20 protein-coding genes are annotated in these 24,956 nt (G+C 69.4%); 14 read left to right on the plus strand and 6 right to left on the minus strand.

From position 1 onward, the window contains the following. The first annotated feature begins 23 nt into the window (after nt 1-23). From WME79_RS08465 to WME79_RS08480, 4 genes are all read left to right on the plus strand, one after another. On the plus strand, nt 24-662 hold the full coding sequence (locus WME79_RS08465) for a methylthioribulose 1-phosphate dehydratase (RefSeq protein WP_437534107.1): 639 nt from the start codon (nt 24-26) through the stop codon (nt 660-662). Next, nucleotides 659-1,201: a 1,2-dihydroxy-3-keto-5-methylthiopentene dioxygenase gene (locus WME79_RS08470; protein ID WP_437534108.1), complete on the plus strand. Its 543-nt coding sequence runs from the start codon at nt 659-661 to the stop codon at nt 1,199-1,201. The genes WME79_RS08465 and WME79_RS08470 overlap by 4 nt, the downstream gene beginning before the upstream one ends. A 2-nt stretch (nt 1,202-1,203) precedes the next feature. Further along, nucleotides 1,204-1,935 (plus strand): acireductone synthase, encoded by a 732-nt coding sequence (gene mtnC, locus WME79_RS08475; RefSeq protein WP_437534109.1) that lies wholly within the window; start codon nt 1,204-1,206, stop codon nt 1,933-1,935. Nucleotides 1,936-2,223: 288 nt separating this feature from the next. Further along, complete coding sequence (locus WME79_RS08480; protein WP_437534110.1) at nt 2,224-2,808, plus strand: O-methyltransferase; 585 nt, start codon at nt 2,224-2,226, stop codon at nt 2,806-2,808. Between the two features lie 52 nt (nt 2,809-2,860). Here the strand turns inward: WME79_RS08480 and WME79_RS08485 are convergent, their stop codons facing one another. Both WME79_RS08485 and WME79_RS08490 read right to left on the minus strand, forming a co-directional pair. Continuing rightward, a complete protein-coding gene (locus WME79_RS08485) occupies nt 2,861-4,741 on the minus strand; it encodes a prolipoprotein diacylglyceryl transferase (protein ID WP_437534111.1) in 1,881 nt (626 codons plus the stop codon). Further along, nucleotides 4,738-6,126 (minus strand): hypothetical protein, encoded by a 1,389-nt coding sequence (locus WME79_RS08490; RefSeq protein ID WP_437534112.1) that lies wholly within the window; start codon nt 6,124-6,126, stop codon nt 4,738-4,740. Before WME79_RS08490 ends, WME79_RS08485 begins: the two co-directional genes overlap by 4 nt. A 330-nt stretch (nt 6,127-6,456) precedes the next feature. Here WME79_RS08490 and WME79_RS08495 point away from each other — a divergent pair, with 330 nt between their 5' ends. Continuing rightward, complete coding sequence (locus WME79_RS08495) at nt 6,457-6,762, plus strand: hypothetical protein (protein ID WP_437534113.1); 306 nt, start codon at nt 6,457-6,459, stop codon at nt 6,760-6,762. Between the two features lie 322 nt (nt 6,763-7,084). Then, complete coding sequence (locus WME79_RS08500) at nt 7,085-7,456, plus strand: VOC family protein (RefSeq protein ID WP_437534114.1); 372 nt, start codon at nt 7,085-7,087, stop codon at nt 7,454-7,456. Between the two features lie 142 nt (nt 7,457-7,598). On the opposite strand, the gene WME79_RS08505 is transcribed toward WME79_RS08500, so the two are convergent. Continuing rightward, nucleotides 7,599-8,459 carry an NmrA family NAD(P)-binding protein gene (locus WME79_RS08505; protein ID WP_437534115.1) on the minus strand — a complete coding sequence of 287 codons (861 nt, stop codon included), beginning with the start codon at nt 8,457-8,459 and terminating at the stop codon, nt 7,599-7,601. A 173-nt stretch (nt 8,460-8,632) separates the two neighbouring features. Here WME79_RS08505 and WME79_RS08510 point away from each other — a divergent pair, with 173 nt between their 5' ends. The 7 genes from WME79_RS08510 (at nt 8,633) to WME79_RS08540 (ending at nt 18,826) form a co-directional block, all read left to right on the plus strand. Next, nucleotides 8,633-9,571 carry a LysR family transcriptional regulator gene (locus WME79_RS08510; protein WP_437534116.1) on the plus strand — a complete coding sequence of 313 codons (939 nt, stop codon included), beginning with the start codon at nt 8,633-8,635 and terminating at the stop codon, nt 9,569-9,571. 118 nt (nt 9,572-9,689) lie between these two features. Continuing rightward, a complete protein-coding gene (locus tag WME79_RS08515; RefSeq protein ID WP_437534117.1) occupies nt 9,690-11,627 on the plus strand; it encodes an RICIN domain-containing protein in 1,938 nt (645 codons plus the stop codon). A 140-nt stretch (nt 11,628-11,767) separates the two neighbouring features. After that, entirely contained in the window at nt 11,768-13,096 is a 1,329-nt protein-coding gene (locus WME79_RS08520) for an amidohydrolase (protein WP_437534118.1), read from the plus strand. Between the two features lie 503 nt (nt 13,097-13,599). Beyond that, a complete protein-coding gene (locus tag WME79_RS08525; protein WP_437534119.1) occupies nt 13,600-14,634 on the plus strand; it encodes a DUF2278 family protein in 1,035 nt (344 codons plus the stop codon). Nucleotides 14,635-15,074: 440 nt separating this feature from the next. Then, complete coding sequence (locus tag WME79_RS08530; RefSeq protein ID WP_437534120.1) at nt 15,075-17,405, plus strand: 5'-nucleotidase C-terminal domain-containing protein; 2,331 nt, start codon at nt 15,075-15,077, stop codon at nt 17,403-17,405. Continuing rightward, nucleotides 17,402-18,142, plus strand: coding sequence for a tetratricopeptide repeat protein (locus WME79_RS08535; protein ID WP_437534121.1), 741 nt, complete (start codon nt 17,402-17,404; stop codon nt 18,140-18,142). Before WME79_RS08530 ends, WME79_RS08535 begins: the two co-directional genes overlap by 4 nt. A 138-nt stretch (nt 18,143-18,280) precedes the next feature. Then, on the plus strand, nt 18,281-18,826 hold the full coding sequence (locus tag WME79_RS08540; RefSeq protein WP_437534122.1) for a hypothetical protein: 546 nt from the start codon (nt 18,281-18,283) through the stop codon (nt 18,824-18,826). 268 nt (nt 18,827-19,094) lie between these two features. On the opposite strand, the gene WME79_RS08545 is transcribed toward WME79_RS08540, so the two are convergent. Beyond that, nucleotides 19,095-20,801: an SIR2 family NAD-dependent protein deacylase gene (locus tag WME79_RS08545; protein ID WP_437534123.1), complete on the minus strand. Its 1,707-nt coding sequence runs from the start codon at nt 20,799-20,801 to the stop codon at nt 19,095-19,097. Between the two features lie 405 nt (nt 20,802-21,206). Here WME79_RS08545 and WME79_RS08550 point away from each other — a divergent pair, with 405 nt between their 5' ends. Next, complete coding sequence (locus tag WME79_RS08550) at nt 21,207-22,004, plus strand: class I SAM-dependent methyltransferase (RefSeq protein ID WP_437534124.1); 798 nt, start codon at nt 21,207-21,209, stop codon at nt 22,002-22,004. A gap of 419 nt (nt 22,005-22,423) precedes the next feature. Here WME79_RS08550 and WME79_RS08555 read toward each other — a convergent pair whose 3' ends face one another. Then, nucleotides 22,424-23,890 (minus strand): dihydrolipoamide acetyltransferase family protein, encoded by a 1,467-nt coding sequence (locus tag WME79_RS08555; protein WP_437534125.1) that lies wholly within the window; start codon nt 23,888-23,890, stop codon nt 22,424-22,426. 3 nt (nt 23,891-23,893) lie between these two features. Next, entirely contained in the window at nt 23,894-24,868 is a 975-nt protein-coding gene (locus WME79_RS08560; RefSeq protein WP_437534126.1) for an alpha-ketoacid dehydrogenase subunit beta, read from the minus strand. Nucleotides 24,869-24,956 lie beyond the last annotated feature (88 nt).

The raw sequence follows: 24,956 nt of genomic DNA on the forward strand, positions 1-24,956 counted from the left end.
GTTCGCTTTGGTATGTTTGCGCCGTGAGCGTACGCGGGACGTCGTTTGCATCGTTCTCCTCGGTCGCGGCCGAGCTCATCGAGCTGTCCCGCTTCTGCCATGAGCGCGGCTGGACGCCGGCCACGAGTGGCAATTTCTCCGCCCGGCTCGGCGACGGCACCCTCGCGATCACGGCGTCCGGGCGGCCCAAGGGCGCGCTCGGCGTGTCGGACATCGTGGTCGTCAATGCGGAGGGCCGCCTGACCGGGCCCTCGGCGGCCCGCCCGTCGGCCGAGACGGCGCTGCACTGCCAGCTTTACCGGCACTCCAGCGAGATCGGCGCCGTCGCGCACACCCACTCGCGGGCGGCGACGGTGCTGTCGCGCCGGTGCGCGCAAGAGGGGTACGTGACCCTCTCGGGCTACGAGGTGGCGAAGGCGCTCTCCGGGATGACGACGCACACCGCCACGGTGCTCCTCCCGGTCTTCGTCAACACGCAGGACATCCGGAAGCTGGCCGAGGACGTCGACGCGTTCATGTCGGCGCATCCGCCCGTGTACGGCTACCTCATCGCAGGTCACGGGCTGTACACGTGGGGATCGGACATCGCGAGCACCATCCGCCACATCGAGGCGATCGAGTTCATGCTGGACTGCGCGCTGCTGGAAGGAGGGCTATCATGAGCCGATTGCGGGTTTACCGGGAGAGCGACCCGACGAGGGCCGACGAATACACGACGCTCGAGGATATCGCCCGCGTCGCCGCCGAGGCGCAGATCCGCTTCGAGCGCTGGTCTGCCGAGCGCCCGCTGCCGCCGGGGACGGCGCAGGAGCAGGTGCTCGAGGCGTACGCGGGGCCGGTGAAGCGGCTCTCCGAGGCGTGCGGGTTCGTGACAGCGGACGTGGTGTCGGTGTCGCCGGGCACCCCCAACCACCCCGACCTCAGGCGGAAGTTCCTGGACGAGCACATCCACACCGAGGACGAGGCGCGCTTCTTCGTCGAGGGGCGAGGGCTGTTCTGCATCCATCACGGCGAGCGGGTGCTCTCGTTCCTTGTCGAGAAGGGCGATCTCATCAGCGTACCGGCCGGGACGCGGCACTGGTTCGACATGGGGCCGGAGCCCTCGTTCACCTGCATCCGGTGGTTCTCCGATCCGAAGGGGTGGGTCGCCGAGCACACCGGGTCGGACATCGCATCGCGCTTCCCGCGGCTCGAGGCGTGAGCGTGGCGGCGCTCCCTGCGCGCGCGGTGCTGATCGACATCGAGGGGACAACGACCGACGTGCGCTTCGTGCACGAGACGCTGTTTGCCGTGGCGCGCCGGGATCTGGCGGCGTACGTCGCGGCGCACGCCGGGGGCCCGGAGGTCGAGGCAGCCCGGCGCGCGGTCGCGCGCGAGCGGGGCGAGAGCGAGCAGGCCGTGAGCGACGGCGAGCTCGCTGCGGCGCTGCTCGCGTGGATCGACCAGGATCGCAAGGAGACGACGCTGAAGGCGCTCCAGGGCAAGATCTGGCGCAGCGCCTACGAGTCGGGGGGGCTCCGGAGCCACGTGTATGCAGACGTGGAGCCGGCGCTGCGGAGATGGCGAGACCTCGGGGTGACGCTCGCCGTGTTCAGCTCCGGGTCCGTCGAGGCGCAGGAGCTCCTGTTCCGGCACACGACGGCCGGCGATCTCACCGGGCTGTTCACGGCGTTCTTCGATACGACGACCGGGCCGAAGCGAGAGGCGGGCGCTTACCAGCGGATCGCGGAGGCGCTCGGGGTGCAGCCGGGGGAGGTGCTGTTCCTGTCTGACGTGGTGGCCGAGCTCGACGCGGCGGCGGCGGCGGGGATGCGCACGGTGCTGGTGATCCGGCCGGGGACGGCGCGGGATGGGGGGAGCCGGCATGCGGTGGCTGAGCGCTTCGATGAGATCGCTGTGGTGACGGCGGGGGGCGCGGGAGAGCGGTCGGTTTAGACGGCTGCAGCGGAGCCAGCGGGGGAGGGCGCGCTGCGCGGGGGGGCGGCGGGGCTGTCCCACAAACTCGCGCCTTTTGGGGGGCTATTGCCTGCTGTGCGGGAGGCGAGATCGGGGGGCGACCGGCTGCGCTGCGGGCCGGCGCTCGGGGTTTGTGGGGGCCTGCCCCGCCGCCCCCCCGCGCAGCACGCCCTCCCCCGCTGGCTCCGCTGGCTCTTTCCACGAGGCCTGGCAGATCGAGGTGCTGTAGAGTGACGCGCGACTGGCCGCGTGGAGAAGGATCGGCTGATGAAGGAGCTGGGGAATTTGAGACCGCCTGCGGTGCTCGAAGGGATCGAGCGGGCCACCGCGGAGATCGGGTTTACGATGGCCAGCGACAGGCAGACGGGCTCGATGCTGCGTACGCTCGCCGCCGCCAAGTCGGGCGCTTTCCTTGAGCTCGGGACCGGCACGGGCATCTCGACGTGCTGGATCCTCGATGGCATGAATGCCAGCTCTACGCTCGTCTCCGTGGAGCACGACGAGAAGGCCCTGGCCGTGGCACGCCAGCACCTCGGAGGCGACCCCCGCCTCACGCTCAAGAACATGGATGGCGAAGCCTTCTTGCGCTCTGTGCTGGGTCAGCAATTCGAGCTCATTTTTGCCGATACATGGCCGGGGAAGTACTACGCCCTGGACGAGGCGCTGAGCCTGATCAAGCCCGGCGGGCTCTATGTCATCGACGACATGCTCCCTCAGCCCAACTGGCCCGATGACCACGCTCCCAAGGTGGCGGAGCTGATCGCCGCTCTCGAGCGACGCCAGGATCTCGTGCTGACCAAGCTCTGCTGGTCGTCTGGGCTCATCATCGCGACCAGGATCGGTCGCGCCTAGAGAACGACGGGGCCCCACCTCGAGGAGCTGCCGGCAGCGCCAGCGACGTCTGTCACAGCAATCCTGCGCCAGCCCAGAGCCCGGGCTCGTACGCCACGAGCGCGTCCACGTCGTCCGAGGCGAGCACGAGGAAGCTCACCGGAGAGAAGCCGAGGAACAGGTGTGAGGTGATCGGGAACTGGATGCCCCACCCGAAGCGAGCGCCGAAGGCGCCCACGCTCTCGAAGTAGGGGGAATCGAAGAAGATGCGGTGGTAGCCCGGCGTGATCCCGACCGACATCTCGACGTGCGACCCGACCCCCATCACGAGCCGGAGCGGCGCGCCGACCGCGAGCTGGTTGACGTCGGTGGTCGAGACGGTCCGGAACTCGAGGCCGACCTCGAAGCGGCGCGTCTCGCTCAGGCGGAGGCGCGCGAGGACGTCGAGATCCACGGACATCCCGTCCTTCACCGCGAAGCGCCCCGGCACGAAGTAGCCGGAGATCCCGAGCGAGAGCGCCATCCGCCGCGCGTTGGCCTCCGCCTGGTGACCCGTCGCGGGCTCCTTCGCGGAGGGCCCCGGCGGCGTATCCGGGGTGCGCCGCTCCGGCTGTGCGGCCGCCGCGGGCGAGGGAGGGGGAGACGCGGGGTATCCGCCCGCCGGCGGCGGGTAGGGGTAGGCCGGGGGAGGGCCCCCCGCGGGCGGCGGGTAGGGGTAGGGCGCCGGGTACCCGCCCGCGGGCGGCGGGTAAGGGTAGGGCGCGGGATACCCGCCCGCAGGCGGCGGATAGGGGTAGGGCGCGGGGTACCCGCCCGCGGGCGGCGGGTAGGGGTAGGGCGCGGCGTGACCGCCCGCGGGCGGCGGGTAGGGGTAGGGCGCGGGGTACCCGCCGGCGGGCGGCGGGTAGGGGTAGGGCGCGGCGTGACCGCCCGCGGGAGGCGGGTAGGGGTAGGGCGTTGGTGCCGGCGACGGCCTCTGAGCAGGCGCCGGAGCCGGCGCTGAGCTCGTGGCCGCGGGCTTTGCCGCCTCGGGCTTTGCTGGCGCGGGCGGCGCGGGGCGGGCCGGCTGGGCGGCGGCCTCGCCCGCGGCGAGGCTCAGGAAGGCGAGCGCCACCAGCGCGGGCGCCACGGCGGCGGCGCGACGCGCGCTGCGAGCCCGGCGCGCCAGCACGACGGCCGCCGCGAGCCCCAGCAGGAGCGCGAGCGAGACGAGCTGGCCGGTGCTGAGCCCCCCGTACACGCCGCGCCCGGCGTCCCCGCGGAGGAGCTCGATGAAGAACCGGCCCGCCGCGTAAAGCGCGAGCCAGGTCCCGAAGGCGCGCCCGTCCCGGTGCCCCCGGGCGAGCCACAGGGCGGCGATCGCGCTCGCCATCGCCCCGAGCGCCGCCTCGTAGAGCTGCGTGGGGTGCACGGGCAGGCTCGGCGCGCCGAGGGGCACCCAGCCCGCCGCCGTGTGGTCCGCCGCCGCGGGGCTGCCGGCGGGGAACCGGACGCCCAGCGCGCCCCCGGTGACGCGGCCGTAGTCGCAGCCCGCAAGGAAGCACCCGGTGCGCACGCAGGCGTAGGTGATCCCGAGCCCGGGCACGAGCCGGTCGAGGAACGGGAGCACGGCCGCGCCGCGGCGGTAGAGGACCAGGCCGGCCACGGCGACGCCGGCGATGAGGCCCCCGTAGGCGGCGCGGCCGGCGTGGAGCATCGGACCCCACGAGCCCCCCGCGAGCGCCTCGGGCGCGGCGCGCAGCGCCTCGAAGACGTAGCCGCCCAGGAGCGCCGCGACGTAGCCCGAGAGGAGCGCCCGGCCCTCCACGGCCACATCGCCCCGATCCCGGCGAACGAGCCAGAAGAACGCCGTCGCCCCGAGGAGCCCCGCCACGGCGACCATCACGGTGTAGGTCGGCGCGAGCCACGGAGGCAGGCCGTGGCGCTCGAGCCAGAACATCACCGCCCGGTTCACGGCCGCCTCCGGATGTGCAGCAGCATGTAACCCGCGGGCAGGAGCAGCCAGAACGCGGCGCCGAGGGGCACGGGCGCGCCCGGGTGGCCTCCTCCGGGATCGCGCCGGCCGGCGCTCAGCTTGCAGCTCGAGTTGCTGCCGGTGGATGGATCGCCGTCCTTGCAGTTCTGGTCGCAGTCGCGGCAGTTCTGGTTGCAGTCGCGGCAGTTCTGGTTGCACTCGCTGCAGTTCTGGTTGCAACCCGCGACGTCGTCGTTGCAGCCGCCGCAGCTGCCGCAGTCGTCGCCGCCCGACGTGCCGCTCGGCGTGCTCGGGGTGACGGCGGGGACCGTCGGGCTGCCGTACTGGAGGCAGCGGTCGAGCAAGGCCATGCAGCCCTCGTCCCCGGCGAACGCGAGGGCGCCGTCGCGCCCCGCGATCGGCAGCGCGGCGCACGCGCCGCTGCCCGCGGAGAAGACACACTCCTTGACCCCGTCGATGCTCAGCAGCGCGAGGATGCAGAGCGCCTCGGCGTTCAGCGCCCCGGCGTTGACCCAGGAACACTCCGCCTGGGCGTCCTCGAACGTCGGGTCGGTGCGGTCGTGCTCGCACTGCCCGGCCACGGCGCAGGTGCATACGTCCCGCACCTCGGCGGCGCACTCCGCGACGGACGAGGGGAGGTGATAGGGGTTGAAGCGCACGGATCGCGGCTCGCTCCGGGGCCACGCGGGCATCGCGGCGCCGCCCGAGGGGGTGGGGAGCGCGGGCGCGTCCTTGGGCGAGAGGGCGCTCAGCGCGACGAGCCACGCGGCGTTGACGTACACCGTGTGATCCTGGGCGATGACGCCCGCGGGCAGGCCGGTGACGCGGACGAGGTCCTGCGCGTCCGCGCGCCGCGCGAGCTCCGCCAGGATCTCGCCCGCCCGGCCGCCGAGCGCCGCGTCCTCCAGCAGAGCGGTCTCCGGCGACGCCGGCGGCCCCGCGAGGGCGGGCACTGGTCGATCGAGCGCCCCCTCGGGCCCGCGCCCCCCCGCAACGGGCGTGACCGAGCGGAGCAAGAACCCGTCCTCGGACGGCTCGAGCGAGCCGAGGACGATCGCGTCCTTGCCCAGCTCGTCCCGCGCTGCGTCCGCGTTGCGGACCAGCGCGGGGACGCTCGCGATCTCCGCGCCCTCGATCGCCGTCTCGTCCCCCGGCTCGCCGTGCGTCTCCTCCAGCCGCACCGCCACGTCGTGCAGGACCTCTTCCGGCAAGGCGGCGAGGACCTCCGGCGCGGCGCTCAGCGCGTCGCGCAGCGGCAGGTCGTCGTAAGGCGGTGTCTCCGCGCCGCACGCGCCGAGCGCCGGGAGCGCCAGCAACGCGACAGCATGGCGTATCGCTCTCTCGATGAAGGCCTTTGTTCGCATGCCCCTCCCTCGAACCCCCTCAGGCGCGCGAGGCCCGACTCGGTGCGCCCTGCTCCATCGAGCGAGAGCGCATCAGGCAGGCGAGGCGCCTGCGACCACAGTACCAAAAGATCTTTCCGCGAGGATCGCCGTGATCCACGGGTGACCGATGGAGCCTTGTGTGCGAGCCGGTGCTCGGTGTTCCCGCCATCGCGTCCGTCCCGCAGGAACGGGGTTCTCAGCGCTCGACCCGCCGGCGCGACCGGCCGCGCTCGGCCTGCCGGTTCACTCACCGCGCGGGCGTGATGTCGCCTGGAACACTGCTCGCGCCGGGGGCTCCGGGAGAGAATCGTGTGCATCCGGCCGATCGCGGGGGTCGGCTACCTCGCCGAGGTGATTCGCTATCGACACCTCTCTCTGATGAGCGCCTTCCTCTCGATCATGGGCGCAGGAGCAGGTCTGTGCCTCGCCACCAGGAGCTGGAACCAGGCCGTCTGGATCACCGGCCTCCTGGCGATCGGCGGCGCCAGCTATGGCCTCACCCGGGTTCACCAGCCCTTCGACGCGCTCGTGATCGCGAGCCCGTACGTCCTTTCGGGGATCTTGTTCGTGATCACGGGAGCGCGGCGCGGCAGCGCCCACCCCGTCGCGGGCTGACGCGGCCGCCATCTCTGCGGCCGCGCCGGATCCATCAGAAGAATGCGCTCGCCTTCACCTCCGAGCGTGCGCGCCGCCGCGTCGGACGGCGGGGCCGCCGTCGTCCCGGGAGGACCGCTCCCACATCGTGGAAGAACACGATCACCCCGCTGAAGCGCGGGAACCGCACCTCGCGGGCAGCCGCCATGGTACACGGCTTTCCGCCGGCTTGGGTCGCCTTTTGCGCGTGCCACGCGCGAGCGGGGCAGGTCGGCATGGCGTTCGGGGCACCCGACCCTGATCAGGCAACGAAGACGAACCATTCCAACGAACGGAGAGATCGATGATCGGATATGTCACGCTGGGCACGAACGATCTGGAGCGCGCCGCCCGTTTCTACGACGCCTTGCTGGGCGAGCTGGGCGCGACGCGGCTCTGGCAGCTAGAGCGGATGATCATCTGGGCGGTGAAGCCGAACGCGCCTGCGCTCGCCGTCGCCCTGCCCTTCGACCACCAGCCGGCCACGGTTGGTAACGGCGTGATGGTCGCGCTCGTCGTCGATAGCCCGGCCAAGGTGGACGCGCTCCACAGGAAGGCCCTGGAGCTGGGCGGCAAGGACGAGGGCGCGCCGGGGCCGCGTGGACAGAGCTTCTACGGAGGGTATTTCCGCGACCTGGACGGCAACAAGCTCAACTTCTTCACCATGGTGCCCTGAGCTCCACCGCCGGACCCTCATCCGCAATCGGCCCCGCGTAGCGCCGCGAGGCGGCGCTCGCCTCTCGAAAATTGTCGATGTAGCGCCGCCTTTCCGGGGGCTCTCGCTGCGCCGACCTGCTCTTCGAGGTGCGCCCCGCGCCTCAGCGTGACAGGCGCGCCGTCAGGTAGTGGCGCATGGACATCGGCGCTCGGCCGAGCAGGCGCTCCAGGGTCGGATCCACGGCGGCGAACTCGCGCTCTCGGCTCGCCGCGAACATGCCCAGAAACAGGTCCGCCCGGTGTTCGGGGACGCCGTGAGACACCATGTCTTCCCTGAACGCTTGATCGCTGACGGTCACCCGCGCGATCGAGCGCCCGATGAGCTCCGATGCGATCGCCGCGATCTCCGTGAGATCGAGGGCCGCGGAGGCGGTGAGCGGCGGTGTCACCCCGTCGAGGCGCGCCTCGTCGGTCAGCGCGATCGCCGCCGCGTCGGCCAGGTCGCCGTGCTCTGTCCACGAGACCGGGCCGTCTTCTGGCGCGACGAGCTTGCCCGTCTTGAGCGCCCGCTCGAGGAGCATGAGCGCGGACGCCGCATAGAACCCGTTGCGAAGCGAGGTGAACGCGACCCCCGATCTTTGCAGCGAGGCCTCGGTGGCCGCGTGGTCGCGCATGGGCTCGAAGCGGGACGCCGGGTTCGAGCCCATGTGGCTCGTGTAGAGGACGCGGCGGGCGCCTGCCGCGCGCGCCGCTTCGATCGCGGCTTCATGCTGGCGCACCGCGGCCTCACCGGTGCTGTTGATGGAGACGATCAGGACATGCGAGGCGCCCTCGAAGGCGTGGCGCAAGCTCGCGACGTCGTCGAAGGCCCCTTGGCGTACGCGGACGCCGCGCTCGGCGAGCGCGCTGGCCTGCTCCGGGTTGCGGACGCTGACGCCCAGCCGAGCGGCGGGCACGCGCTGAAGGAGCCGCTCCATGATGGCTCGGCCGAGGTGACCGTTGGCTCCAGTGACGATGATCATGACACCCTCCTGCTGCGTTTGGCGCAGCGACCCTGCGCGGTCATCCCAAGCATCACGTGGACGCGGCGCTCCGTGCTCCGTGTGGCCCGGTGACGATGGGCTACTTCACGTCGTCGAGCCTAGCGCCGGCCACCGGAGCGCATTAGTGTGCCTGGAGGGAAGGAACTGTTGCCGTGGACGCACGAATCGATCTGGACCTGAACGACGCCGCCCTCCTCGTGCGTGTCGTCCGGACGCGCAGCTTCTCGGCCGCCGCCCGCGAGCGCGGCGTGCCGGTCTCCACGGTGAGCCGGCGCATCGCGCGGCTCGAGTCTGCGCTCGGCGTCCGGCTCCTCGAGCGAACCACGCGGCGGCTGGAGCTGACCGAGGCTGGGCGCGCGTACTTCGGCCACGCCGAGCGGGCGATCGACGATCTCACGAGAGGCACGCATCACGTCCGCGAGCTCCAGAGCGAGCCGCGCGGGCGCGTGCGGATCGTGGCGCCGATCGCCCTCGGCGCCGCGGTGGCGAGCGCCGTCTGCACCTACCTCGCGAAGCACCCCCACGTGTCGGTCGACCTCGAGATCGATTCACGGCGGGTCGACCTCCTCGCCGGGGGCTTCGATATCGCGATCGTCCCGGGCCACGTAGAAGACACGACCGACTTCGTGGCGCGAGAGCTCTGGCGGGCGACGCGAAAGCTGCTGTATGCGAGCCCGTGTTACCTCGAGGCGAGGGGCATTCCCCACCGGGTCGAGGACCTCGCGCATCACGATTGCATCGCGGTGCACGCGGCGGACGGAATGGCCACGTGGACGCTCGGGCAGGGGCGCCGGAGACGACGCATCGCCTTCGAGCCCCGCTTCTATGTGAGCGAGTCCTCCGCCGCTTACCGCGCGACGCTCGCGGGCGTTGGCATCGCGATGCTTCCGGAGGTGTTCTGCGCCGAGGACGTGGCCGCGAAGCGTCTCGTCCGCGTCCTCAAGGGCTACGAGGCCGAGGCCGGCGGTGTCAGTCTCCTCTATCGCGCGCATCGAGCCCTGACGGCCGCCGTCCGGACCTGCATCGACCACCTCCTCGGGGAGCTGCCGGCGACCGACCCGGCGCGCGCCGGGCGCAGCCGCCGCGAGTAGGTGGTCTTTGCCCCGAGGCAAATTTGCAAATTTGCGAAACCGATGCCGACGTCCACCGTAACTGGACCTGACGGCTCGATCGCTTGCCTGGGCGAAGGAAGCCGCAAGGGAGGAATCCATGATCCGTTCCAGAGTCGGCCTGGTGTTCTCGCTCTCGACGCTCGCCCTCGGATTCTTGCAGCAAGGTTGCGGGAGCCCCGACGTCGAGCCGCTCGATGAAGGCTCATCGACGTCCGCGGCGCCCGCCGCGCGTACCGGGTTCATCGCCCTGACCCCGATCTCCGCGGTCGGGACACCGGTCCTCCATCACCTCGCCGGCGAGCTCCAGGCGACGTCGGCGCAGAGCGCTCTGGACTCGCTCCGCTCCGGCGCCGCCGAGCGCAGCGACCTCCTTCGCCGAACGGGCGCGGTGATCGCCGACATGGACGAGCTCGATGAGGCGGATCTCGCGACCTACCGGTCGCTGGTCGAGGCCGCGAGCGAGGCCGGGATCCCGTTCGTCTTCGAGAATGTCCGCGACTCGGCGCGCATGGCCGCGGTGTTCGGCTACGGCGTCGCGGGCGACGTGGCGATCGTGGAGCCATCGCGCGGGGGAACGAAGTTCGATATCAAGCTCTACGGGAACATCGAGGCGACGGCGGTGAAGTCCTCCTCCGCCACGATCAAGGTGAACCACGAGGCCGCACCCTTGCCCGCCGAGGAGCGGGCGGCGCGCGCCTCGGACCGTGAGCACGCCGGACAGGCCGCAGAGGGCGCCACGCCCACGGCCGGTCCGTCGCGCGAGGACGTCGCGGCCCAGGTGGCGGCGCGCATCCGCACGCTCGCGGCTGCGCCGGTCGTGCAGCCGTTCGCCCTCTCCGTCGCGAGCGCGGCCCCTCCAGGCACCTACCGCCAGTTCATCGTGAACGGCTCCTCGTGGTGGACCGTCCCCGGCACCTCTCAAGTCGCGACCCTGGATCTGAGCTACGAGGTCGAGCTCGTCGCTTCCACCACGCCCAACAACAAATTCATGGTCATCACCGGCGTGGGCGCGGGAGCAAACCCGGGACCGCTGAACACGAACAGCAATTTCAACCGGGGCTATTACCAGCAGCAGCTGAACGTCAGCGTCGTGCCTGGCAGCACGGCGCTGAGCCCGTACGCCCACGTGCCCAACTCCCCGAACGGACAAAACTCGTTCACGCGCTCCGTCGGCTGCAGCGTCGGCGCGCAGGGGGGCACCGACGCGGCGAGCGCCAGCTTCTCGTGCAGCTTCCAGGACAGCGCCACCGTTTCCTTGTCCGACTTCACCGCGATCGATCAGAGCACGGGGCTGACGTCGGCCTGGAGCTACCGGATGACCTCGGCGCAGGGCTATCCGTACTGGAACCCCGTCGACCTCGTCGACCAGTGGACCGGGACGCTCCACACGCTGCCGTTCCTGGCGGTCTCGACCCTCCAGCCGACGTATCAAACCGTCTATTCCGCGCCGAGCTCGTTCAACGGCAAGGTGCCGCTCTCCGTCATGCACACCCAGGTGCTCCAAGGGATCTATGTCGACTGGAACTTCTTCTACGTCCAGGCGCATCCTCAAAACTATTCTGTCTCCCCCAAGCTCGACACGACCGTGGACTTCGGGAGCGTGAGCAGCACCAACCCGGCGGTGACCTTCACCAACCAGAACAGCGGCCTCAACATGGACGTCTATTACTCGGAGACGACCCCGCTCTCGCCGATCATTCAATGGCCTGCGACCGGCAACCCCAACCAGAGCTTCGAGCTCATCCCGACGGGAGACCCCGACGGGAGCGTGTTCATCAAGCCAAGGCACAGCGGGCTCTGCTTCGACATCTACTACTCGAGCCTCGAGGACGGCGCCGAGCTCATTCAATACACCTGCACGGGCAACCCCAACCAGAAGTTCGTCCTGCGGCCGGTGGGCGCTTATCGGTCGATCATGAACGTGAACAGCCAGAAGTGCCTGAGCGTCGAGGATGCCAGCACCGCGGGCTACGCGCAACTCGTTCAGGAGCCCTGCAACACCGCGCTCCCTGAACAGCTCTTCCTGCCGCGCTGAGGAGCGCGCGCCACTACCCTGCTCCCGATCGGGCAGGAGCAGGGGGAGGGGAGCCAGCCGCTTCGCGACGAGCCGTCACGTCCGTCGTGAACACGCGCATGGGTCTTGAACCCTCGCGCAAAGAATGATGTAAAAACATCATGCCGTCGCTCCTCATCAAGTCCGTCGATGTGATCACCCTCAACGACGCGGGCGATGTGCTCCGCGGGGTCGACATCGCCATCGAGGGCGGCTCGATCGTGGCCGTTGGCGAGGCGCCCCCCGGCTTTCTCGCCGGCGAGGTGCTCGACGGCACCGATCTCATCGCCTTGCCCGGCTTCTGGAACGCGCACACGCATGCGGCCATGACGTTCGAGCGAAGCTTTGGAGATGATCTGCCGCTCGATCGCTGGTTCAATGAAAAAATCTGGGTCGCCGAGCGCGCCCTCACCGCAGACGACGTCGCGTGGGGCGCCTACCTCGCCGCGGCCGAGATGATCCGGAGCGGCACTGTCGGGTTCGCGGACCACTATTTTCATATGGATCGCGTCGCGCAGGTCGTCGAAGAGAGCGGCCTGAAGGCGCTGCTCGCGTGGTGCGTCTTCGGCCTCTCCAGCGAGGTCGAGACGGATCTCGCCGGGGCCGTGGATTTTGCTCGCCGCTTTCAGGGCGCGGCTGGCGGCCGGATCAAGACGTGCCTTGGCCCGCACGCGCCGTACACCTGCCCGCCGGAGTTCCTCAAGACCGTCGGCGAGACGGCGCGCAAGGAGGGCATGGGCGTCCATATCCACCTCTCCGAGAGCGAGGAGCAGGTCGAGGTCTCGCGGAAGCGCCACGGAAAGACGCCCCCCGCGCACCTCGACGCGGTCGGCCTCCTCGACGTGCCCGGCCAGAAGCTCGCCGCCCACTGCATCGCTGTGACCCAGGAGGACATCGCGATCCTCGCCGCCCGCGGCGTGAGCGTCGCGCAATGCCCCGGCTGCCACATGAAGCTCGGAATGGGGGTGACGCCCGTCCCCTCGCTCCTCGCCCATGGCGTCAACGTGGCGCTCGGCACCGACGGCGCTGCCTCGAACAACAACCTCGACATGCTGGAAGAGGCGCAGCTCGCGGGCCTGTTGCAGAAGGCCCACCTCCGCGACGCCGAGGCCCTCCCTGGCGACACCGTGCTCCGCCTGGCCTCACGGAACGGCGCGCGGGCGCTGGGCTTCGAGGCGAGCGGCGTCATCGCTCCGGGCGCCGCGGCCGACGTGATCCTCTTCGATTCCCGCCGCCCTCACCTCCGGCCTCGACATAGCCTGGTCGGCAACATCGTGTATTCGGCGAGATCCAGCGACATTCGCCACTCGATCATCGCGGGCCGGCTCGTCATGAAGGACCATGAGCTCCTCACGCTCGACGAGGAGCGAATCCTCTGGGAAGCGGAGCGCCGCGCGTTCGCCATGCTGCGCCGCGCCCGGGGCACGCCGCTGCGCGAGTACCACGGATAACGGGCTCCCGCCGGCCACGAGACGTTTGTGGGTCGACCGTGAAGGCGAGCCGCGCCGATAGCGGTTCGTACGACCTCGAACACGGCCCGACGAGATCCGTCGCGGCCGAAATCGACTCGAAGCGCGCTTTGTGCCGTGCGAGCAAATCCACGATGAATTTGATGTGCCTGTAAGGAGCGTGCACCTCGGCTCGGCGCTGGCCGCTCGAGAGATGATGGGGTTCCGGCGTCAGCTTCCTGGCGTTCCGCTGCATACACCATTGCGTGACAGGGCGGCGAAATTTCCGAGTCCGCGGGCAGTTCAGTCTTGACTTCAAAAAAATGACGGCTTCACATGGTGTAGAAGGCGCTATCGCGCGTTCCATTCAACACCCGTCGGTCACCGGCCCCAAGGGGGAGCGCATGCCGGATGATCCATCACCATTCGAAGCAGTGAAGTAGGGGTTTGATACTATCTCACAGGCGGGCACCGGCCGTGCTCAGCCGATGAATGCGGGAGGCAACATGCCGCTGAAGAGCTATGGCGTATTGAAGGGTACAGTGATCGATCGGCGTCTCGCGTCGGGTGCGAACCCGCACTATCAGATCCACGTCGTGGACGACACGATCGACTACCGCATCGCGGTGAATGTGCAGTCGCAGGACGGCTCCCAGGTCGAATATGTCGTCAAGTCCCATTTCGCGCACCCGCTGCTTCAAGAGATCCACGAGCTGAAGCCGGGCTTCCATCGGCTGGAGAGCAAGCCGGGCGGGCTCGGGCTCGACTTTATCCGCGGAAACCTCGTGGATCGGAAGGAGTTCGTTCCGCTGCCATTCTCCGCCCCGGGCCCTGACAACGACCTCAACGAGAAGCTCGATCACTACGTGCAGCGGGCGATGGCCGACGAGACGGCGCTTCTGTACGCCTTCGGGGAGCGCTGGGGTCCGGAGAACGGGACGAAGGACAAGATCTTCGGCTTCCTGCCCGGAAACGGCATCCACGATATCCACATGAACCAGGGCAACGACGCCCGCTTCAAGAAGGACGATGGCGTCTGGCAGGACGGCGGCCTCCTCATCCACTTCCCGCGTGGGGACCAGTGGGTCGCGATCTTCATGAAGTTTCAGACGCAGGCGTGGCACACCGATGACAAGACAGGGCACACGCTCGACATCCCGGTGTCCGGACCGCCGTCTGATGTGACGGGTGGAGGTGGTGGACTCCCCACGGTAGAGCAGCCCGACGGCATCGTGCGGATCGTCGCCGCCCTCGTGAACGACACGCGCACACCCGAACGGGAGACCGTTACATTGTTGAATACGTCGAACCAGAAGATCAACCTCGCTGGCTGGTCGCTGGCCGACAAGGCCAAGTCGAAGATGGCGCTCGCCGGAGAGCTTCAGCCAGGTGCGGTGACGACGGTCGTCGTCCAGGCTCCGATGGTGCTCTCCAACAAGGGCGGGCTCATCACGCTGCTCAACGCCGAAGGGCTGAAGGTCGACGGCGTGTCCTATACGAAGCAGCAAGTGAGCAGTCCGGGCTGGACGATCGTATTTTGATGCCAATCCAGGGCGGGGGACAGGCGCCATGATGGCCTGCGTGGTCCCCCGCGGGAGCTCCGGGAGCACGGAGGGGGCGCTGCCCCCTCCGTGCCAGTGTGGCTGAGACACCGGCCCTCGATCGACGTCCTGCCGCGGCCCCGATCCGTCACTCCACAGCCTGCGGGCGGGCGCCCTTCCACGCGGTCCTTCGCACGTGGAGAGCGTTAACGAGACTGTTGCCAACAGTTCATCGGATTGACGCAGCGGCGCGCAGAGGGCGCGCCGTTCAAGCATTCTTCCGCCGCATCGCCTCTCCGGTGCTGCTGACATGCCGAGAATCACATCGACGCCCTTGATCCGGGCGTGCATAGGTGCCAAAACTCGACCGCCCCGATTCAACATGGCTGGTTGCGCGCGAAGCGGCATCGGCCGAGGCGGCGCTCGGAAAGGTGTTCACGATGACAGGTCGAATCGGACGGATAGCGTCGGTTTCCTCGGTGATCCTGGCCATGGGCGCGCTGACCGCGTGCGGCGATGACGAGGGCGGCACGGGCTCATCGACCTCCAGTTCCTCATCAAGCTCCTCCAGCTCCTCTGGCTCAGGCGGCGAGGGAGGAGGCGGTAAGGGGGGAGGCGACCAAGGAGGAGGCGGCGCTGGAGGAGGCGAGCAGGGGGGCGGCGGCGCGGGAGGAGGCGACCAGGGGGGAGGCGGCGAGGGAGGGGCGCCCGCGACGCCGAGCGGATCTACGGCCGACCTCGCGCTGCTCGAGACCACTGATCTCCATACCAACATCCTCGGCTTCGATTACTTCAAGCTGGTCGCTGAGCCATCGATCGGCCTCGAGCGCACGGCGACCCTCATCAACCAGGCGCGAGCCGAGTTCTCGAACAATCTCCTGATCGACAACGGCGACACGATCCAGGGCACCGTCCTCGCCGATTATCAGGCGCTCGTCGAGCCGATCGCGTGCAGCGAGACGCTGGCCATGTACAAGGCGATGAACCACCTGGGGTTCGACGTCGGCGGGATCGGCAATCACGAATTCAACTTCGGCCTCGCGTTTCTCTCGCAGGTGACCCACACCCCGTTCGACGTCGAGGGGCTCGATCTCGCTGGATCGGCGGCCTGCGAGGGCCCCCAGTTCCCGCTGGTGAACTCCAACGTCTTCAGCCTGAAGACGAACGAGACGCTCTTCCCGAACACCGTCCTCGTCGAGAAGACCATCAAGGCGACGGCGCCGGGCGGCGGAGCCATCGAGAGCACGGTCAAGGTCGGCTTCATCGACGTCACGCCGCCGACGATCCTGAGCTGGGACAAGAAATGGCTCGACGGCAAGGTCTTCACGAAGGGGGTGAAGGAGGTCGTGGCCCCGCTGGTGGAGGATCTCCGCTCCAGGGGGGCTGAGCTGGTCGTCGCCATCGTCCACGGTGGCCTCGACGACTCGGCCTACACGCCAACCATCGAGAACCAGGCGTGGCACCTCGTCCAGGTGCCCGGCATCGACGCGATGCTCATGGGCCACTCGCACCAGATCTTCCCCAACCCGAGCAGCACCGTGCCGCAGTTCAGCCTGCCGGAGGTCGACAAGGTCGCGGGCACCGTCGGCGGCGTCCCCGCCGTCATGGCGAATTTCTGGGGCCAGCACCTCGGTGTCATCAAGCTGGGGCTCACCCACGACGGTGAGGGCTGGACAGTCGACAAGGCGAAGACGGTCGTCGAGGCCCGGCCGATCGCCACGACCTGCAAGGGTGGGCTCCCCGAGGCGTGTGATGCAATGCAGCGCTGGCGCACGGGGGCGTCCTGCGCGTTCGCGACGCTCTGCGACGCGCAGCCGGACAAGACGAAGGTCCTCGTCGCGGCCGACGCTTCCATCGCGCCGCTCCTCGACACCGAGCACCAGGCGACGGTCGCCTACGTCAAGACGCCCATCGGCACGACCGATTTCGCGATGTCGTCGATGTTCGCGGACGTGGGGGACGGCAGCGCGATCCAGATCGTCAACCAGGCCCAGGCGGACTACGTCGCCCACTACATCGAGGAGAACCTGCCGCAGTACGCGTCGCTCCCGGTGCTCTCTGTGAGCGCGCCGTTCAAGTCCGGCTTCCAGGGCGGCAACGACTACACCGACGTGCCGGTGGGGAGCGTCGCGATCAACAACGCGGCCGATCTCTACCTGTACGCGAACACGGTCCAGGCGGTGAAGGTCACCGGCGCGGTCATCCTCGACTGGCTGGAGAGGGCCGCGACGCGCTTCAATCAGATCGATCCGAGCAAGACAGAGGCGCAGCCGCTCATCAACACCGCGATGCCCGGATACAACTTCGACATGTTCACGGACAGCAGGATCACGTACGAGATCGACGTGACGCAGCCGCTCCCGCCGACGGGGATGAAGGCCAGCGGCCGGATCAAGAACCTCCAGTGGAACGGGGAGCCCATGGATCTGGCCGCGGAGTTCATCGTGGCCACGAACAACTACCGCGCGAGTGGCGGCGGCAGCTTCCCTGGCCTCGACGGCTCGAAGACGATCTACGCCGCGCCGGACACGAACCGCGACGTGCTCATCGCGTACATCAAGAAGATCGAGAGCCTCACGCGGGCCCAGAACGGCTCTGCCCGCAGCTGGCGCTTTGCCCGGGTCACGACGGCGGGCCCCGTGACCTTCACCTCGGCGCAGAACGCGCTCCCGAAGGCCGAGGCCGCCGGGCTCACCAACCTCTCGCTCGTCGCGCAGGATGACGGCAGCGGCAAGATGCTCTCGGTTTACTCCATCGATCTGAGCCGGTGAGCGTCCCGCCTCCCGTGCGGCTCGCTGTGCTGATTGGCGGCGCCCTCGTGCTCGGTGGCGCCGCCGCCCTTTCCCTTGGAGGGCTGGGCGAGAGCGATCGTCCCGAGGCGGGTCGGCCCACGGCCGCCGCGGTGCCCTCGTCGCCGTCGCGATCCGAGGCGCCGCCCGCGAGCGGCATGGAGGCGCGGGCGCTCGGCTTTCGCCTGCTCACGCTCGCGGATCCCGGGGAGGTCCTCGCCGGGATGGATTCACTCGCGCGGGCGGCCGAGAAGGGAGACGTCGAGGCGCAGGTCTCGCTCGGAAGGATCTACCTGAAGGGGCTCCCGTCGGTCCCCCGGGACACGGCGCGCGCCCGCGCCTGGCTGCTGCGAGCCGCCCCCTCGCAGCACCCGAGCGCCGCGTATTTCCTCGGCGTGATGAGCCAGAACGGCGATGGCGTGAAGGTGGACCCTGCGGAGGCTGCGCGCTGGTTCGAGATCGCGGCGCGCGGAGGGTCGCCGGACGCGATGTTCCTGCTCGCCAATGCATATCGCGCAGGCGCCGGCGTGCCGAGGAATGACAGAAAAGCCGTGGAGCTCTACGAGAGCGCTGGCGAGCACGAGCACCCCGCGGCGCTCCAGGCGCTGGCGATGGCCTATCGCTATGGTGAGCTGGGGCTCGAACCCGACGAGGCCGAGAGCCGCCGGTATACGATGGAGGCCGAGCATGCGATCCAACACCGGCAGGCTCCTCCGTAGGCTCCGGTAGCCCGTCTCATCCCGCGCTCATCCGCCTCATCCAGCCACACCGACCTCCTGAACGCCTGCAGCTGGACTGGCGACGAGTTACGTCCACGCCGTGGTCCGCGTATGGAGCAAGACGGAGGAGAGTCGAACATGACCGAGGCCGATCTCGATATCGTGCTCCGCGGATTGAAGCGCATGGCAGATGTACGCGGCGAAAGCCCTGCAAAGGCGGATACGCGTATCGCGTCGATTGCGTCGGGGCGTTTTGTGGCCGTGGTCAACGATCTGTTCGAGAAGGTGCGCAAGGTGCTGTCGTACGCGGATCTTGGCGGCTGTACCATGCAGTATGGTCGCGACATGCTGATCAACAATGCCTTGGTGACGCCATCGGCGAGGTTGGTGTTCGACAATCCGGCTGATTCGTATCGGGACACAGGGCAGAGGCGCATATCCATGATCGCGGCATGTGTTGACGACGCGCTGTTCTGTGTATACGCCACGCGCAATCTTGGGCAGGCGCATTCGACCGACGGCTGGACCTTCAGGCGCATCATCGGCGACGACCAGCGTGAGGAGCAGGCTTTCCGTGACGCGGTGTCTGTCGCGCTGCGCGATGCGCTCATCCACATACTGTCAGAGGATCTGCCTGGGGTACATGCCGGGAGCCTCTGGGATACCATGAAAGAGACGGCCTGATGCGGCCAGGATAACTATGTAGTGCATAGCATCCTCCAGCGTGCTCTCCGTGTCGAGAAGCGATGGCGACTCAGATGCCATGTGCTCCCACGCCAGCGGCAGCTTGCTTCTCTCTCTTCCTCCCCGCCTCCCCGTCTCCCTGTTGTTTTCTCTCGGGTCCTCAACGCGCTCAGCGTTCCAGCATTGCGGCCAAGCCCCACCGGAGCGCCGCGAGCCCGCGCCCGACAGCCACGCACCCGCGCGGGGCGCGCTCGTCCGAGGCTCTCGATCACCGAGCGAGCCAGGCGCTGACAGGGGCGATGACGCGCTCGCTGAACGCCTCCTTGTCCAGCGCAGCGCCGAGATCGACGCGGAGATAGCGGTAGGTGCACGGGCGCCCGCCGGCGTCGAGCTCGTGATCGTTTCCGTCGTAGATGGTGTCCTCCTGCCCGCTCAAGGACGACCAGATCTGGTTCCACGGCAGGTTCCGAACGGAGGAGCGCATCAGGCTGATCTGCAGCTCGGAGCCCGCCGCGCGCGCGCCGCCGAAGCGCGCCGGATCCGGCTCCTCAGCGCCGTCGCGCGTGAAGCCCGTGTCCGACACCACCTCGAGGACCACGCTCCGCGAGGTGCTGGCCGATGACTGCCAGACGAGCTGGAGGCGATACCCGGGCAGGAAATCCCAGGCCCAGTACTTGCGCCGGAAGAACTCCGAGGTCGATTTCGGGTGACGCGAGAACAGGGACGGGTCCCAGCGCTCGAACGCGAGCCCGATGCCCGCGAGCGCATCGGACAGCTCGGACAGCCGATCGAAGACGCGGCGCTGATACTGGTGGACGAGCCGATAGCTCTGCCTCACAAGCGCCATGTCCATGCCGCCGTCCCCGGCGGTTGTCTCGAAACCTCGAGGCGTCGCGGCGGCGGCGGTGGCGGGCGGGGCGAGCGCTGCCTCAGGGAGGAGCCCGCGGTGTACAACCCGGGTGACGGGGGGGATCATCACCTCGTCGGCGAGGAACGCGAGGGGCCCAGCGGGGGCGGTGGATGGGGCAGCCGCCACCTCGAGGCGCGCGGTGGGCCGAGGGGCGCCCGCCATGAGCGGCGGCGGCATGCTGGGCTCCCGATTCCCCGCGGAACCGAGGGCGTGGACCAGCGCTACCAGGGGATCGCCGAACTCCTCGAACGTCAGGAACTCGATGCAGCTCAGGTCCCTCAGGCGCCGCTGGGTGTCGCGCAGCTCGCGCGCCCGAACGAGCATGTAGTGCGGCCCCGCGGCGCCGCCGAAGGCCTCCTGGACCCACGCGATCTGGTTACCGAACATCGCGTCGTCGAGGCTGAAGCCGACGAACAGGAACGTGCGCGCCGCGAGAAGGTGCCGCAGCGCCTGCAGCGCGCCGCGGTAGCGCACCTCGTCCTCCTGGCTCGGGTACAGCTCGCGGTAGCCGTCCGGCGTCAGGATCAGCCGCTGCGGCTGCTGGATGAAGCCGTGCAGGTGCCAGACCGTCGGGCGATCGATCTCGTCGCGCAGCATGGCGGACAGCTCCGCCGTCGCGTCGACGCTGATCTGCACGAGATCGTTGGGATCGTCGAGCGCGTAGCGGAGGATCTGATCATAGTTGGTCGTGATCACCAGCCTGCTCGGCAGCTGCCAGACGGCGCGCGCGAGCGACAGAGAGCCGGTGTCGATGCGATTGCCCGGCGGATCCAGCACCTGGCGGAGGTAGCGGTACCAGCCCGGCCCCATGCCCTCGCGCGCGTGCCGGGCCGCCTCGAAGTAGTCGGGCGCCCGCTTCTCCAGCAGCCCTTCCACGACGTTGGCCTCGGGCCTCTTGCCGTCCTCGCGGAGGCGCGCGGCTGCCCCGAGGAGCAGGTCTCCCCAGCTGGGGAACATCCGCTTCCCGTTCCGGTCCAGCGCGGCCATGGAGACGCCGGCGCCGACGAAGGGCACCACGAACCGGTCGCGCAGCGCGTCCTCGAGCGTCTTGGGAATCGCGATCACGGCGCGCGATGTTGCCGGTTCCGGCCCCGCGCGACAAGGCAGCGCTGCCGCCTTGGCCTCGATCAAGCCCGAGGCCCCGCCCGGAGGCCGGCCGCAGACGGTGTTCCCTGCCCACCGCCGCCCCGGCGTCCGCCGCTGCGCCGCCCGGCGCGGTGGTGTCCGGCCCAGCGCCCAACGGCGCGCCGCCGCTCATCGCCTGGCGCCTTGAAAGTGCGGAATGGTAGCACGACTGCGATCCTTCCGTCCGCCCACGTCTTCGACGTGCCACAGGGCATCTCCATGCGAACGCCTGACTCCCGCTGAGCCGGCTTGCGTTCCGCCGGCCGAGGCGCATATCCTCTGCGGCAGAGGGACGGCGTGATGCAAGCTCAGGACGCATGGCGAGAATCGAGCGGGCAAGCGTGGGTGAAGTTGCAGGCGCAAACTGACGCGCAGCTGGAGCCCCTCGGGCGCCCGGCGCTGGATCGCTTGCAGCTCGAAGCGGGCGAGCGGGTGCTCGACGTGGGTTGTGGCGCGGGCCAGAGCTGCATCGAACTCGCGGTCCGCGTGGGAGCGACGGGGACGGTCGTCGGGGTCGACATATCGGAGCCGATGGTGACGGCCGCGCGCGGGCGCGTCGCGCAAGCGGGCCTCGGCAACGTCGAGATCATCCTGGGAGACGCTGCACGTCAGACCTTCAAGGTGCCGTTCGATGCCATCTACTCACGCTTCGGCGTGATGTTCTTTCCAGATGCCGTCGCGGCTTTCCGCGAGATGCGTGAGAGCCTGCGACCGAGCGGGCGCCTGGCTTTCGTGTGCTGGCAAGAGCTGGAGCGCAATGACTGGGCTCACGTGCCACTCATGGCGGCGCGCAGCGTCTCGCCCGAGCATCCGATGCCCGCGCTGCTGCAACCCGGCCAGCCTGGGCCGTTTTACTTTTCCGCTCCCGCGTTCGTTCAGCAGGTGCTCGGCGCTGCGGGTTTCAAGCGCGTGAACATCGAACCCCGCGAGACGATGATTCAACTGGGAGCGGCGCGAGACATCGCCGAGGCAGTGGAGTACTCGATGCAAATTGGGCCATCGGCCCGTTTCATGGCGGACACGGACCCCTCGCTCAAGCCCGCGTTCGAGCGGGCGCTGAGCGAAGCCTTTCGCCCCTTTGCAAGCAGCACGGGCGTCTGGATGGCGGCGCGCAGCTTGGTGGTCACCGCGTCTTCGTCTTGAGCAGAGCTCGCTCGTCGTTATTTGCGTGCTCCGGAGATCCCGGCAGGGCACCCAGACGGTAGAGAGGCCAATTTCCAGGGGGCCCTCGACCCATCCGCCCCTCCGGACGGCAGGGCGGAAGATCGACAAGGATATCGGTCCCCTCGAGGCTCTGGCCACATGGGCCCTGATCCTGCGTCATCGGTAGGCCCCCGGGGAGGGTGCTCGTGGCGTGGGCGCGGGGTGGGGATGGGCCGCTATCTGAGCCCAATAGCCATCTATCCTCCGGCGGAGCCGGAGGATAGATGGCTCAGGCGAGTTCGGCGGGGCCCCACCCCGCGCCCACGCCACGAGCACCCTCCCCGGGGGCCGGGCGGTTCGGCAAGACCCTCGCCCCGCGCGCTCAGGAACGACCCTGGACCACAGATCGTATTCGCCGCTCAGCTCATCTCCAGGAACAGCCGATCCGGATCCTCCAGGTACCCGATGATCTCGTAGGCGAACGCCGCCCCCACGTGACCATCGATGATCCGGTGGTCGAACGACAGCGACACCAGCATCACCTCGCCGATCACGATCTGCCCGTCGCGCACCACCGGCTTCTGCTTCATCTGGTGGATCCCGAGGATCGCGACCTCCGGGAAGTTCAGTATCGGCGTCGCGAACAGCCCCCCTTGCTGGCCGAGCGACGTGATCGTGAACGTCGAGCCGCCGAGATCCTCCGGCTTCACCCGCCCTGACTTCGTGTCCTCGCCGAGCCGCGCGATCTCCTGCGCGATCTCCAGCACGCTCCGGCGATCCGCGTCGCGCACGACCGGCACGATGAGCCCGGCCTCGGTCGCGGACGCGATGCCGATATGATAGCTCTTCTTGACGACGATCTCCTGCGCCGCCTCGTCGAAGGCGCTGTTCAACGTCGGGTGCTTCTTCAGCGCCGCGACAACGGCCTTCACGAAGAAGGGCAGGAAGGTCAGCTTGACGCCCGCCTTCTCGGCCAGCGGGCGCAGGCGCGCGCGGCGCTCCTTCAGCGCGGAGACGTCGCACTCCTCGACGAAGGTGAAGTGCGCCGCTGTGTGCTTCGACCGCGACATCGCCTCGAAGATCCGCTTGCGCACGCCCCGCAGCGGGATGCGCTCGTCGCCCGGCGCCGAAGGCAACCCCCGGCCGCGCTCTCCCTCGGGCCGGGCCGCTCCCGGCTCCTCGTCCAGCTGGCCGGGCCTCGGCGCCGCCTCGGGCCGCGCCGGGGCTGCCGCGCCCGCCCCCCGCCTCGGCGCCGCCTCGGGCAGCGCCGGGGCCGCCTCCTCGGGCGCCTCGAGCGCCCGCACATCGTCCTTCGTCACCCGGCCCGCCGGGCCGGTCGGCGGCACGCGCCGCAGGTCGACCCCGAGGTCGCGCGCCAGCTTGCGCGTCGCGGGCGTCGCGAGCGGCTTCTCGTTGAAGTAGGCCGCCGCGCGCGCCCCCGCACCGATGCTGCCGTTCGCCCACGCGGACCGCGCCGGCGCCACCAGGTTCATCCCCGGGAGGTCCTCCCGGATGTCGCCGACCGCCGTCGCCGCGGGCTCCGCAGTCTTCGCGGCCGCTGCGGGCGGCTCCGCAGGGCCGGTATTCGCGGCAGCCTGGCGCACCCCCGCCCCCGACGCGGGCGGCGCCGCCGCCGCGGGCCGGTCGTCGAGGTCGAACACGACGAGCACCGAGTGGACCGGGACGACCCCGCCCACCTTGCCCCGCGTCTCCACGATCCGGCCCGAGCGCGGCGATGTGATCGTCACCGTCGCCTTGTCGGTCATCACCTCGACCATCGGCTGGTCCTCGGCGACCATGTCGCCCGGCGACACAAGCCAGGTCACGATCTCGCCCTCGGTGACGCCCTCGCCGATGTCCGGAAGCCTGAACTCGTACTTGCCCATGCGTCAGTACCTCGCTGTCTCGAGGATCGCCGGAAGGATACGATGGGACAGAGGGAGATACTCGTTCTCGAGGGTGTACGGGAACGGGGTGTCGAAGCCCGTGACCCGGAGCGGCGGCGCCTCCAGGTGGAGGAACGCCTTCTCGTTGACCAGCGCGACGAGCTCGCCCCCGAGGCCGCAGGTCTTCGGCGCCTCGTGCACCACAATGAACCGGCCCGTCCGCTTCACCGACTCGATCACCGTATCGATGTCGAGCGGCCACAGCGTGCGCAGGTCGATCACCTCGCACTCGATGCCCTGCGCGGCCGCCTGGTTCGCCGCGTCGAGCGCCTCGTAGAGCATCGCGCCCCAGACCACGAGCGTCACGTGCCAGCCCGGCCGGACCACCTTCGCCTGGCCGAGCGGGACCGTGTACTCGCCGTCGGGGACGTCGCCCTTCGCGGCGCGGTAGATGCGCTTCGGCTCGAAGAACAGCACCGGATCCGGGTCCCGGATCGACGAGAGCAAGAGCCCCTTCGCGTCGGCCGGGTTCGACGGGCACACGACCTTCAGGCCCGCCACGTGGATGAACTGCGCCTCGGGCGACTGCGAGTGGTAGTGCCCGCCGCGGATGCCGCCGCCGAACGGCGTCCGGATGACCAGCTTGGACGGGTACTCGCCCCCCGAGCGGTAGCGGTACTTCGCCAGCTCGGACACGATCTGGTCGTACGCGGGATAGATGAAATCGGCGAACTGGATCTCCGGGATCGGCACGAGCCCGTAGAGCGCCATCCCGATGGCCGTCCCCACGATCCCGTTCTCCGAGAGCGGCGTGTCGATCACCCGGTCATCCCCGAACTCGTCGAACAGGCCCTGGGTCACGCGGAACACGCCGCCGACCTTGCCGACATCCTCGCCGAGCACGACGACCCGCGAGTCCCGCCGCATCTCGTGGCGTAGCGCGTCGTTGATCGCCTGGACCATGTTCATCTGAGGCATGCTCTTCGTCTCCGTCTCTCGGCCAACAGGTGGGGGTACAACCTCACCGGCGCCCCGCCCCCCGGGGGTCCCCGCCGATCACGGGCAG

This window comes from Sorangium sp. So ce726, assembly GCF_051521405.1.
GTDB lineage: Bacteria > Myxococcota_A > Polyangia > Polyangiales > Polyangiaceae > Sorangium.